Source organism: bacterium, from assembly GCA_030648955.1.
Classification (GTDB): Bacteria; Patescibacteriota; Minisyncoccia; order Phycocordibacterales; family JAUSHB01; genus JAUSHB01.
In genome coordinates, this window is sequence record JAUSHB010000011.1 from 1 (window position 1) to 12500 (window position 12500).

Consider the following 12500-nt stretch of genomic DNA (forward strand, 5'->3'; position numbering starts at 1 on the left):
ATCGACCGACCTTCCTCGCGCTCCAACCACGATATACTAATCTAACCGCTTCTCTTCTAACCCTCGGCATATTTTTGTTGTTTGTATACATACCCTTGATGATATTCCACCAAGTGGTGCCAAGCTATTGAACCATTACGAAGGGGTTGACAATTCGAGAAAAATATGTAGACTCCGCATCAGAGTAAGGTTGATTTTTTGATAATTGAATATTGAAACAAGGAGATATCGTATGACAAAAGTTGGGATTGCAATGGCTCTGCTCCTCGTTGTATTGATTGGAATTATTTCGGTTAATCATAACTCAAATCAAAATCCTGAAATTACATTCGCAGCAGAGGCAACAACATCTACACCCGTTGTGCAAGAAATTCCCCCGTCAACCAACGAGCCTACATACAATGAGTATGTGGTTAAAAAGGGCGACATTCTGTCTATTCTTTCTGCTAAAAAGTGGGAGACTATCGCAAAAGACAATGATCTTCAAAATCCGGATTTAATTTATCCCGGGCAGAAACTTAAAGTAAGGAAAGACATTAAACTTCAAACGGCAAAAAAGGTACACGCGACAAATATGGTATCGTATTGCAACATCGGCGCCGACCCTGTGGACTTACATCGTGAGCTTAGCGCTCTCGAGCGCGAATATTCTCTCGAAGATGACGTGCTCGTACGTATGGGAACTGGGTCCGACAAAGAAGTTAAATGCATTCTGAAAAAAGACGAGGTAGTTGTTATCGACGAAAACAATGAAGCGAAATGGGTGCGGAAATATGGTAATCCGATCTTGAACAAGATTATTGTAGCGACAGTTAAACCAATTCAACACCAACACATTCAAGCGACAGATGAACAGCGGAAACAAGAAGTAAGAACCAGAGGCCCAATTATTTTGGGTATCTATGAAAATCCGAATGCAAGAAAAATCAGTAACGTCGACAATCAGTAACGATGAAATCAAATTCTCAACTTAAAGGAGTTCTTATCATGGAAAAAAGTTTTAGTTTTAATTTGTTTGTTGCAGTAATTTTGATGGTCTTTGCTTCCTCAACATTCGCCGGCAATGATTACGACAAGGGTCGTAGTTATGGCAAAAAAGGACCAACAACTATTACTTCCTCAAATGCGGAAGCCGAAGCAAGTGCGAAAGCATCTGCGAAAGCAAACCAAAACCAGAAACAGAGCCAGAAGCAAACATTGAATAATGATCTTTCTGTTACGGTTAATGGTGGAAATAACAACGGAGGTAGCGCAAAAGCAATTGCGAATCCTGTGGTAAATAACAGCCCTACTGTTAATGCAAATCCCAACGCTTCCAGTGAAATATCGGTAGCAAATACGATCGAGGCGACTAAGGCTGTTCCCCAAACACTCATTGCTCCAGGCGTACCAGGTACGCCGCCAGAATTGTTTCCGGGAATTCAGGCAACGCCGATCAATGTTGCTGACTTCAAGGATTACATGAAATTGACCGGCGGCTGTGAGTCTATATTTTCAGATACAAGCTCTCCAAATATTACTGAAAACGGTGCCTCAAAAACAACATATGTTCTTGCTAATGTTTTTTATGGTAACGATGAGACACGAAACGAAGCAGATGGAGCCATGAAGTATCTTAGTATGGGGGAATTAACCGTTGAATGTCTTGGTACCGTACAAGTATCGGGTGATCCAAATTCAGCATACAGTGCTGATTTTGGCACAATCGATCGTGATGCGGGGATAGCAGCTTATAAGCACTTCAAAATAAAAGTTTCGGACACAGACATCACCTTCGATCAGAAGAGTGGGAAATCTGGAAAATACATTTTGATGGTTCCCATTCACATGGTTAGTGTTGTTGGAGTTCGAAACGGCACTTCGGGAATAGCGGCAAGTGGAAGCGGAAGCCGTCTTAGTGGAGTCAATCTTTTTGGAGTTGGGGTAACAATGGGCGGTGGTGACGGTTTTGTATTTCCCGATACTATGTTAGGTGGAAAATATTACCTTTTTGCACCAATGAAGCCAGACAAGGGGGGTACAATAATTAAAATCGGTGATTTCACCAACATGAAAACCTACTATAACCTAGCTTCGGGGGAAAATAATCCATAGTCTCATTTCAAATTCAATTCAATTAGCACATTAAGGACTAATTGTCCGCGCCGCCTCGATGAAAATCGAGGCGGTTTTTTTATAAAATTTGACTCAATTAATATATTTTGATAAGGTACTGCCAGATTCAATTTAGATAAAGGGGATATATATCGAAAAAATATATTAACAGAAACCGTCTTCAAGTAGTACATTACATTTTAAACATCCTAACCATTGAGGAATTACTCATGAAAAAAATGCAGGCGGCATTCGCCCTACTCGCCATGTTTTGTCTGATACCCATGCAGTACGCCTACGCCGAAGGATTGTATGGCGGAATTGGGTTTGGACGAAGTTCCACAGACCTCGACACAAGCGATGCAAGACGCGCGCAACAAGATCTGCAGTCTCTCGGCGTTACCGTAACACTTGATGTCGACCAAAAGGATACCGGCAAAAAATTATTTATTGGGTATCTGATAAATCCCAATTTTGCCATTGAGGGCGAATATGTTGATTTTGGAGAATCAACGCTCTACCTCTTGGCATCAATGGGCGCATTACATTCTCAAGCGGATGCCGATTTCAGAGCAAAAGGATTTGGCGTTTCTGCGGTCGGATTTATCCCGGTAGGTGATATCATTTCATTAATCGTCAAGGGCGGTATCTTTCATTCGACAGCTGATACCAACGAAAGCTACAGCAGTAATTTGGGCGACGAACAGTGGAGCGACAGTGAACGCGTTGCTAAAACGCATCCATTTTTGGGCTTAGGCGCCCAGGTGGCGGTAACTAAAACGTTCAGTGTTCGTCTCGAGCATGAATTTTTCCAAAACATCGGCGACGAAGAGAAGACTGGCGAGACAGATATTGGTCTCACTACAGTCGCTCTGGTTTTTAAGTTCTAATAATACTAACAATAAGTTGGGGGATTTTCTTTTGCTACTTACGCAACAAACAGTAAATTTATTGCGACCTTACTCAATGCACAGCATCTATTATTGTATGTTCTTTGCCAGTTTTTCCTTAAGTTCCTTAATTTCATCACGTAGTATCGCAGCCGTCTCGAAATCAAGCTCCTTAACCGCACTACCTATTTCCTTTTCTTTTAGTTTGATGAGTTTTTGTGGATTTTTTGCAAAGACCATTGCATCAATTTGTATATTAGCACTCACTGCTTTTTGGTGGTCACTCTCAAGCTGGTCGGTAATATCGTGAATTTTTTTAATGATAGTTTTTGGCGTAATGCCATGTTTTTTATTATACGCAATTTGCACCACACGCCTGCGGTTTGTTTCTCCCATAGCACGCTCGATTGACCCAGTAATCGTATCTGCATAGAGGATGACTCTTCCTGCAACATTTCTTGCCGCTCTACCGATAATTTGTATGAGAGAAGTTTCTGAGCGTAAAAATCCTTCTTTATCAGCATCTAAAATTCCAATGAATGAGACTTCGGGCAGATCCAGTCCTTCTCGTAAAAGATTGACGCCGACGATACAATCAAAGGTTCCTCGACGAAATTCGGAAAGTATCTTAATACGATCAATTGTTTTAATATCACTATGAAGATACTCGGCTTTTACTCCTTGCTCTTTAAGATATGTGCTTAAATCTTCTGCCATTTTTTTAGTAAGTGTCGTGGCGATTACCCGCTCACCCCTTTCAATTACCTTTTTTGTTTCACTAATGAAATCTTGAATTTGCCCGGAATAATTCTTGTCTGCAGAAACTTTTCGCACGATCACTTCCGGGTCAATAAGTCCCGTAGGTCTTACGACTTGTTCAACGACTTGACTGCTCGCCTCTCGCTCATAGTTACTCGGTGTTGCAGAAGTAAAAATAACTTGTCCGACACGTGCATTAAATTCATCAAACGTTAACGGACGGTTGTCTCGCGCTGATGGAAGTCTAAAACCATGGTCAATAAGTGTTTGTTTTCTCGATGCATCTCCCGCCTGCATACCGCGAATTTGCGGAATAGACACGTGTGATTCATCGATAATCGTGAGAAAATCCGGGGTCCCGTCTTTTTTGTGGGGAAAATACGAAAGCAGTGTGTCAGGCGGTTCTCCTGGTGCTTTGCCAGAAAAATGCCGCGAGTAATTTTCGATGCCATTGCAATACCCCACTTCTCTGATCATGGCGAGGTCGTAGGTTGTCCTTCGTTTCAAACGCTGTGTTTCCAAAAGTTTCCCCTCTTTCTCAAATTTTTTAAGTTGCCCCGCGAGTTCAAGTTTTATTGTTTTAAGCGCAACCTTTTTTTGATCTTCGGGTGTTACGAAGTGTTTTGCGGGAAATAAATACGCCGTCGAAAGTTCTTCTATGATAACTTGGGATATCGAATCAATTTTATGAATTGATTCGATGCAATCACTTTCCAAGGTTATTGCATAGAGCACTTTTTCAGAAACAGGCATGATCTCAATTTTATTTCCAAATGCGCGAAATGTTCCAGGAGTAAGATCTGCGTTAGTGCGCTCAAAATGAATAGTGATCAGTCGTTCTAAAAGTGCCCGCCGTGCTAATTTGTCACCGATTGTGAATATAATATGCTGTTTCGCATATTCTTTCGGTGAACCAATACCATAGATACATGATACGGATGCGACGATAATGACGTCGTTTCGCGTGAGGAGGGCTTGTGTTGAAGCATGTCGCAAACGATCAATTTCTTCATTGATTTGAGCGTCTTTTTCTATGTATGTGTCGGTAATGGGCATATATGCTTCCGGCTGATAGTAGTCATAGTAAGAAACAAAATAATGCACGGCATTATTAGGGAAAAATTCTTTATATTCTTGCGCGAGTTGAGCAGTAAGTGTTTTGTTGTGCGCGATGACTAGGGTTGGTTTTTGTATTTTCTCGATCACATTTGCGACAGTAAATGTTTTACCCGATCCTGTCACACCCAAAAGAGTCTGATGGCGCAGATTTTTTTTAAGACCGTCAACGAGTTCTTTAATTGCCTTGGGTTGGTCGCCCGCCGGAGAAAAATTACTCTCTAGTTTAAATTTACCCATAGAAATATATTACGTGGTCACAAAACCCTCTAAGTCAGATTGACGGATTATACACCTTAAGGTATTGTGGGCAAGGAGTTTTTTATCTTTTTTAGGAGAACTTTTCATGAAAGAAATATCGCTGATGATTTCGGGGGTAGTATCCATAATACTAGACAAGTTGTCGGGGATGCAAACTCCGGCCGTGCAACCTTATGACATACATAGGCCAATATTCACATGGATTAAACCCCGTATAAAAATTGTGGGAGGGCAAAAAATACTTTGTCACGCCGTTGCATATCAAAATATGCGCACAAGACGAATATCGATTCATCCCGAATATTTCAAAAATCATTAGAAGTTTCATCTTTTAACAAAAAAGTACCCTTTTAAAAAGGCAGGAACATCCTGCCTTTTACTTTTTTTGTAAACATGGTAGGTTGAGATAAGAGTGATAATCCACAAGGAAGGAGGATGTATGGTTGACTATGAATTTATAGGTACGACCGGCAAAAGCTTGTCAACGTATCAATTTCTTTACAAGGATACGTTTCATGCGAAAAATCTCAATAAGGGGCATTATTCCTGCTCACTTATTGAGGGAAAGTTTCTGATCTTTGAAAGTAAAACAAAAATATTTGTATGCATATGGAAAGCGGATATTTACAACAAACCTACTCATGGCGAGATCGTTGAACAATTTAGAAACAGCTGTTTCGGTGATTTTATTTTGATTGGTTCCGGAAGAATTAAGTGGAAGCATAGATACTGCATGACACATACTGTTCCTACTGAACCAATAACTCAATTCGGATCGCTCTCATGTAACCCTGATCGACCCGACAACCATGATCTTGAAGAGAAATATATTGATGCAATAAATAATTTTGTAATGAAAGTCTACATAGATACTCTTGCAGACAAAAATAGTTAGATTTATAAAGCGGGACGATTGTCCCGCTTTTAAATTACTTATACTTGTGATAACCTAATCACGGATTTGATAATATAACATGAGGTAAGCAATATGGAGTTATGCGAAACTCGTAAGTTTCTTGACTGGTATAAATCAATGGCTAAAAAAGACCCACTGCAATTTCTACCCTATAAGTATGGGAATCAGGTTTTTGTGTTTACTGATAAGGTAATAACTAATATTCAACTGGTAGTATTGGGGGTGGTTCCAGTATCAATTGAAAAAATGCTCGCCCTTGAAGCATACTTGCAGATGTTTAACGAAATAAATGATAGTGCTATCGTAAAGAGGATAGATATTCCACGCCGTGATATGTTTTAAACGCGACAGTTAGGGTCTCTACCCGTCTGTCGCGTTTTTATTTGTGTAATAACTAGTAAAAAAGGTGTCTTTAAATTTCTCAAAATTCCCATCAAGAATTGATTGACGGATTTTATCTACGAGTTTGATGGTGAAATAGAGATTATGAATTGACGCAAGAGTTGCCGCAAACATTTCCTTGCTCCTGAAAAGATGCGCTACGTATGCACGCGTATAATTTGTACAGGTGTAGCAAGCACAACTATTATCGATTGGCGTAAAATCATTTCTAAATTGAGTATTGAAAATATTAATTCTTCCGTTACTTGTATACAGCGAACCATTCCGCGCAATGCGCGTTGGCGCAACGCAATCAAAAAGGTCAGCCCCATTCTCAACTCCCCCAAACAGATCGGCTGGCTCCCCTATTCCGAGCAAATGTCGCGGCTTATTTTCGGGAAGAATTTTATTCACCCAACCGACAGCAGTATTCATGTCTTCTTTAGTGAATGATCCTCCAATGCCGAATCCGTCAAAATCCATTTTAGCAATAGTTTCTGCACTTTTCTCTCGCAAATCTTGGAATCTACCTCCTTGAACAATTCCGAGGAGTCCCTGTCTTTTACTTGCCTCATTGTTTACTTTATGTACATCGAGACTTCTTTGTGCCCAGCGGTGCGTGCGATCCATCGCTTCTTTTTGATACGCGTGCGTCGCATGCGGTGATGTGCATTCATCAAATGCAAAAATCATATCGGCTCCGATATTATGCTGTATTTCGATTGAACGTTCTGGAGTGAATTTATGCTCACTACCATCAATATATGACTTGAAGGTCACTCCATGCTCATCTATTTTTGCTAATGTTCCTACTTCTTCCACATGGTTTAACATTCCAACATTCTGCAGAATGTTGGAATGTTTAGAATTTTCTTCCCCTCCTTTTAAAATTTTACTGACACCTTTCCCAAAAGCTATTCCGAGCGAAAAAGCTTGAAATCCTCCGGAGTCAGTCATGGTTGGACCACCCCAATTCATAAATTTATGAATCCCCCCTGCTTCTCTAATGGTCTTGTCCCCCGGCTCAAGATAGAGATGGTAGGTATTCGCCAGAACAACTTGCGCGCCAAGGTTTTTCACTTGTTCCGGTGAAAGTGATTTTACCGTTGCTTTGGTACCAACAGTGACAAAGGCGGGGGTTTGTATATCTCCGTGCGGGGTTGTTAAAACTCCCGCTCTGCCAAGTCCGTTTTTGAGCTTTTTCTCAATTTTGAATTTAAGTGGAGACATATGCGTTTCCAAAGAATACCCGAGAATCCGAGCTTTGACAAACAGTTCGGTTGTGATAGTTTTTGAGAAGCTTTAGATTTGTACCTTACAACCTTACATAAGAGGATGATTAAATGAACAATAGCCCGCTATCTTTGGAGTTGAACCAGCATGCACGCAGCTTTATTTCTTCGGATCTTCTGTATCATTTTAGTAATACGGAAGTACATGTTTTGTCGAAATTTTTCACCAACCTCTTCGGGCGCGTGTTCTTTATACACACCCTTCCGGAAAGTATGATCGCGGTGCTTCTTGCAATGTATTCGCGGATCAAAAATCCGCGTGGACTCCGAGGAATTTTTATCGATAGCTTCTTACCGCAAATTCTTGGAAGCTTCACTCGTGAATGCACCGAGCAGTTTGGCGATAACGTGGAGAATTTCCTCAAGGAACGTGATATCAAGTCGCTTGATCAATTTATCACGCACTCGACAGAGACATCGGAGCTGTTTAATAGCTTCTTAAGGAGTATCCATGTCGACCCGAAATTTCTTGCACTGTTTGCATCTGCCGAAAAACTCAGGAAATTTCTCTCTACATGGCTCGATAAATATGGCCATAACTCTATTGCGAGAACGGCGACGCTTCACATTTGCTTTGAAGGGATATCTATCCTTGCAGCAAAATCCATCGAGTGGACTCGTCCCGGTGCCGGGTATATCGAACTCTCCACGCGATATGTTGATATGTCTGGGAAGGATCTCTACCCGGTTGAAAACGAGCTTCGAATCCTTGGCGTACATCCTGATTTTTGCGACGAGGTTTCCGAAGAATCAAAAAGATGCTTCGAAGTTTATAAAAGTCTCGAGGGTGACGCATGGAATGGACCGCTTCCGCAGTTTTTAGCGAAGCAATACCAAAATATTATTCCAGTGGATAAACTCAAGCAGGGTGTAATCGGAGAGACCTGCGATTTGCTTGGAAATATTCTTCCCTGTTCGACCTTAACGTCACTCGGAGGAAGTTTCAGCGGTGAATCACTGGTAACGCTCATTCAACATTTGTGGATGGACATGCTTCCTGAAACAAATGCCATTGCCGAGGCAATTATTGCTGAAGCAAATAAGGTCGGAGCAAATCAATTCTTGCGCCACCTTGAGACGACGCCATGGCAGGAAGCCATGTGGAATTACCTTTCGCCAGTGAATGGAACACAAGCGTCTTTCTCGGTAATACCTTCTCTCGCATATACAGAGAAAGCGCTTATGAGTGTACTTACTCTCCAAGAAGAGTTGTGGAAATCGAAGTCCATCGAAGAGGTGATAAGGATCCTGTCTCTTAACCCGCGTGGTGAGTACGATAAATTGCCGCGTGAATTTGAGACGGTTTCTGTTGGTTTCTATGGTGGAATGTCGTTTCGTGGGTGGAGAGACCTGCAGCGGATGGGATTATGTGCTCACAAACGTGGCCTTGTCTCTGCATTCAATGGTTTTTACACCTACACGAAGCCTGCGCCACAAGTTCTTATTGAGGCGTTCAATCACATCCACCTCAAAAATGGAAGCATTGAAACAAGGCTTCTTTATGCCGCAAAGACTCACCGAGAAAATGATCGGAAAACAATGCGAGCGATCATGCAATATCCACTGGTGTTGGGTAATATGGTCCCCTTCTATATGACAGGAAATCTTCGGCAGATGGAGTTTTGCAATTGGCAACGGAGTAAGCCAAGTGTTAACCACGAGGTACGGGAGGTGTTTCTCTCCTTCGAGTACGAGTTACGAAATGCGTACCCATGGTGGGGAAAAATCTCCCGCGCAGATACAACTCCAGCATATGTGTTCGCCCGAGGAGACAGTGATATCCCTCTTTCTAAGGTTACATAAAATATAGTGTTCTGTATTTAAAAGGCAGCGGATTTTTATCCCCTGCCTTTATTTTTTTAAATTCTTGATATACGCAAGCGCGCCCCATAGCCCCCCAAAATCACCGAGAGTTGCTTTTTCAATTTTCGAAACATCAGGCATGATGCGAAAAATTTCACGAAGATGCTTCTTGACTGCATCAATAGGGATGCCTATCTTTTTCATCATTGAACCGCCAAGGACAATGACGTGTGGAGACCAATACGCAATCGTGTTATTGAGTCCGTACGCAAGGAATCTAGCCAGCTTGTCCCAAACGAGAGGGTCGGTAATCTCATATGGTTTTACACCATACCTTTTTGTTATCGAAGTTCCCGAAATATAGCTCTCCAAATCATTGCCCTCACATTCGGGGCACATTGAATTATCAGGGTCGACAATTTGATGCCCTGGTTCAAATCCATTTGCAGACTCGTCAATTTCTCCGTTGATAATTCTTGCCCCCCCAACGCCAGTGCTTATCGTGATATATGCCACAATACCATACCCTCTTCCTGCTCCATATACCGCTTCACCAAGCCCAACCATCGCAGAATCATTTTCTATGTACACGGGAGCGCTTAAAAGATCTTGAAGTTTTCCACGAAGTGGATTCCCAGCCCAACCAGGGAGATTAGGACTTGCTATCATCGTTCCTCTGTCTTGTGTAAGTGTTCCCGCTATACCACCCACAACTCCGTCAATTTTATCACCTTGAGCAAGTGCGTGCGCATGATGTGCAAACAACTCCATCCCCTCTTCAAACATTTTTGGCGTTGGAATAACAATCGGCTCGCCAAAAGACTCTTCATCGCGCGTTGCTGCGATCCTCATATTCGTCCCGCCAATGTCGAAAAGAATGTACATAACTTAGTTTATTAGTTGATACGTTGGTTAGTTTTTTATTCTTGCGATCTAATTTCTCCATTCTAGGGTCTACGACCTTACTACCGGATTACACTTAATGCAGATTCCCATGCTTTCGAGCTTGTCTAAATATTTAATGATGGTAATGACATATTCCGCCTGACTCCACGTAAGTGGCGCTGCGGATATTTGCTCACCAGTAAATGTGTCTAGTTGCTCTGAAAGAACCCCTGAAGGCAAGGAATATTCAACGACCCAATTAATCCATTTTTTTACAACATCAAAATCAGACGCATTTTTTGCTTTTGCAATATAATATTGAGCAAGCCAGAGGCTTGTTATGAACCAGGGGTTACCGGGAATTGTATTGGAGATCCGATAATACCGATCATTTTCATATCGCGCTATTCCTCCAACAAATGTTTTGCATGCAAGTCGTTCCTCAATTTTACTTATAAATTTAACCAGTCGTTCGTCATCCGGGGGCAATACACCAAATGCAAAAAGGCCGAACGCACTGCTCATATCAATGGTTTTATCAGTTTCTAGTGCTACATTATCTGGGGTAATCATTTTATAAAATATCTCTTCATTGGGGTTGTAGAGATATTTAAATATTGCTTCTTTGATTTCTTCCGCTGTATCACGATAAACTTTTTCGCTTTTGTGTTTACCCAAAACTGCAGAAAAATTGGCTGCCGCAATAAGACCTCCATATACTGCACACGATGTGTATGTTGAAGTTCCAAACTTCTCTTCCCATAAGTCATAGCTTGGTTTTGGTAATTTAATATATGGATCACGATACTGAACCATAAAATCTGCTGCTTTTTTTATAAGCGAATTATAAACTTCCTCAATAAATTCTAAATCTTTTGATACTTCGTAATGTTTCCAAAGAGCGTATATCACCAATGCGGTCTGGTCTTCTTGTATAGGAAGCTCGATTTTTCCATTCCGTATCCATGGATGCCATGAACTCCCGAGGGATTTATCGGGACGATATTTATGCATAAAATATCCACTATCAGTAATAACTGAATTACAAAATTCAAAAAATCGTTTTGATACATTTTGGTCACCCGCACTATCGAGCGCGATTGCAGAATATGATGCGTCTCTTGGCCACATGTAACTATAGGTATCTCGTCCGTTGTTAAGCATTGAGTAGTCCCCCGAGGCGAGAATTGCGCCACGATTGTCAGTATGTGCGCGAATAATAAACAACGATTTTTTGAAAAGATCCACCGCCCCTTCCTCAAGTCCGTAAAAAGAAAAATTATATCGATTGACCCATGCCGACCAAAAATCAGAAGTTGTACGCAAGAGATGTTCTGGGGATTTTAATAATGTGTAATTATTAAGCGCGACAGCATCTTTTATTGACTCCGCTGCTGCAATCCAATAATAGAGCGTACGTTCTTCTTCTGGATCTAATGTCATATAAAAACCAAGTACGGAATCTGAAGGTCCGTGCTCGATAGGATTTTTCGACAATAAACCATCTTCCGCGTCCTTAAATGAACCCTCCCTTCCCTCAATTTTAAAAATACCCGTATTGAAATCGTCGAATGGTTTTCCATCAACCCTTCCGCTGATCAAAAAAACTCGTCGGCCATTATAGTGAATGACGGCGTTATTGATTGGATCATAATAAGCAGTGTCGCCTCGATGTGACTCATAAATCTCAAATTCGTGATTAAAGTAAACCTTGATCTCTTTTCGTGATATTCCCTTGTTGGTGACCTTCACTTTGCGTAAAAATATATCTTTTTCATTATACACGACATCTGATATGTTAAGCTCGACGCCGAGTGCTTTATTAATTGCCTTCGTCTGCCCCATCAACGCATTACGATGTGATGAAATGGAAGTGCTCCAATGAGGATGACCCATCCAGTTGAGTTCTCCATCAATCCATACTCCCAGACGATGTTCATAGTGCCCTCCCGTATGATTTTCAAGTCCAACATAAGGAAAATAAAAGTCATTCACTTGTGCATATTTGTCAAAAGTGATGAGGAGGTTCCCGTTACCTAATACAAGAGATTTGGGCATGATAGATTTTTAAGAGGTGGAACGACTATTAAAATCGCCATACTC

The 12500-nt window shown here is 41.3% G+C and carries 10 protein-coding genes; 6 read left to right on the forward strand and 4 right to left on the reverse strand.

Features of this window, described 5'->3' with window-relative positions; genetic code table 11:
* The first annotated feature begins 232 nt into the window (after window positions 1–232).
* The 3 genes from Q7S11_02265 (at window position 233) to Q7S11_02275 (ending at window position 2984) form a co-directional block, all read left to right on the forward strand.
* The gene (locus Q7S11_02265) at window positions 233–949 is read left to right on the forward strand and encodes a LysM peptidoglycan-binding domain-containing protein (protein ID MDO8572575.1); all 717 of its coding nucleotides are present in this window, start codon (window positions 233–235) and stop codon (window positions 947–949) included.
* Between the two features lie 38 nt (window positions 950–987).
* Complete coding sequence (locus tag Q7S11_02270; GenBank protein MDO8572576.1) at window positions 988–2094, forward strand: hypothetical protein; 1107 nt, start codon at window positions 988–990, stop codon at window positions 2092–2094.
* Window positions 2095–2324: 230 nt separating this feature from the next.
* Window positions 2325–2984 carry an outer membrane beta-barrel protein gene (locus Q7S11_02275; GenBank protein ID MDO8572577.1) on the forward strand — a complete coding sequence of 220 codons (660 nt, stop codon included), beginning with the start codon at window positions 2325–2327 and terminating at the stop codon, window positions 2982–2984.
* Between the two features lie 90 nt (window positions 2985–3074).
* On the opposite strand, the gene uvrB is transcribed toward Q7S11_02275, so the two are convergent.
* Window positions 3075–5099: an excinuclease ABC subunit UvrB gene (gene uvrB / locus Q7S11_02280; protein MDO8572578.1), complete on the reverse strand. Its 2025-nt coding sequence runs from the start codon at window positions 5097–5099 to the stop codon at window positions 3075–3077.
* Window positions 5100–5559: 460 nt separating this feature from the next.
* Here uvrB and Q7S11_02285 point away from each other — a divergent pair, with 460 nt between their 5' ends.
* A complete protein-coding gene (locus Q7S11_02285) occupies window positions 5560–6015 on the forward strand; it encodes a hypothetical protein (protein MDO8572579.1) in 456 nt (151 codons plus the stop codon).
* Window positions 6016–6153: 138 nt separating this feature from the next.
* Entirely contained in the window at window positions 6154–6378 is a 225-nt protein-coding gene (locus tag Q7S11_02290; protein ID MDO8572580.1) for a hypothetical protein, read from the forward strand.
* A gap of 18 nt (window positions 6379–6396) precedes the next feature.
* Here Q7S11_02290 and tgt read toward each other — a convergent pair whose 3' ends face one another.
* The gene (gene tgt / locus Q7S11_02295; GenBank protein ID MDO8572581.1) at window positions 6397–7647 is read right to left on the reverse strand and encodes a tRNA guanosine(34) transglycosylase Tgt; all 1251 of its coding nucleotides are present in this window, start codon (window positions 7645–7647) and stop codon (window positions 6397–6399) included.
* A gap of 275 nt (window positions 7648–7922) precedes the next feature.
* On the opposite strand from tgt, the gene Q7S11_02300 reads away from it, so the two are divergent.
* Window positions 7923–9512 carry an FAD-dependent thymidylate synthase gene (locus tag Q7S11_02300; GenBank protein ID MDO8572582.1) on the forward strand — a complete coding sequence of 530 codons (1590 nt, stop codon included), beginning with the start codon at window positions 7923–7925 and terminating at the stop codon, window positions 9510–9512.
* A 48-nt stretch (window positions 9513–9560) separates the two neighbouring features.
* Here the strand turns inward: Q7S11_02300 and Q7S11_02305 are convergent, their stop codons facing one another.
* Together Q7S11_02305 and Q7S11_02310 are read right to left on the reverse strand one after the other, a co-directional pair.
* On the reverse strand, window positions 9561–10397 hold the full coding sequence (locus Q7S11_02305) for an ROK family protein (GenBank protein ID MDO8572583.1): 837 nt from the start codon (window positions 10395–10397) through the stop codon (window positions 9561–9563).
* Window positions 10398–10466: 69 nt separating this feature from the next.
* Entirely contained in the window at window positions 10467–12455 is a 1989-nt protein-coding gene (locus tag Q7S11_02310) for a glycoside hydrolase family 15 protein (GenBank protein ID MDO8572584.1), read from the reverse strand.
* Window positions 12456–12500: the final 45 nt, after the last annotated feature.

Coding starts and splice junctions, on each gene's coding strand:
- Q7S11_02310 (MDO8572584.1), bottom strand. CDS start 12,455: ATGCCCAAATCTCTTGTATTAGGTAACGGGAACCTCCTCATCACTTTT.
- Q7S11_02285 (MDO8572579.1), top strand. CDS start 5,560: ATGGTTGACTATGAATTTATAGGTACGACCGGCAAAAGCTTGTCAACG.
- Q7S11_02265 (MDO8572575.1), top strand. CDS start 233: ATGACAAAAGTTGGGATTGCAATGGCTCTGCTCCTCGTTGTATTGATT.
- Q7S11_02300 (MDO8572582.1), top strand. CDS start 7,923: ATGATCGCGGTGCTTCTTGCAATGTATTCGCGGATCAAAAATCCGCGT.
- Q7S11_02270 (MDO8572576.1), top strand. CDS start 988: ATGGAAAAAAGTTTTAGTTTTAATTTGTTTGTTGCAGTAATTTTGATG.
- Q7S11_02290 (MDO8572580.1), top strand. CDS start 6,154: ATGGCTAAAAAAGACCCACTGCAATTTCTACCCTATAAGTATGGGAAT.
- Q7S11_02305 (MDO8572583.1), bottom strand. CDS start 10,397: ATGTACATTCTTTTCGACATTGGCGGGACGAATATGAGGATCGCAGCA.
- tgt (MDO8572581.1), bottom strand. CDS start 7,647: ATGTCTCCACTTAAATTCAAAATTGAGAAAAAGCTCAAAAACGGACTT.
- uvrB (MDO8572578.1), bottom strand. CDS start 5,099: ATGGGTAAATTTAAACTAGAGAGTAATTTTTCTCCGGCGGGCGACCAA.
- Q7S11_02275 (MDO8572577.1), top strand. CDS start 2,325: ATGAAAAAAATGCAGGCGGCATTCGCCCTACTCGCCATGTTTTGTCTG.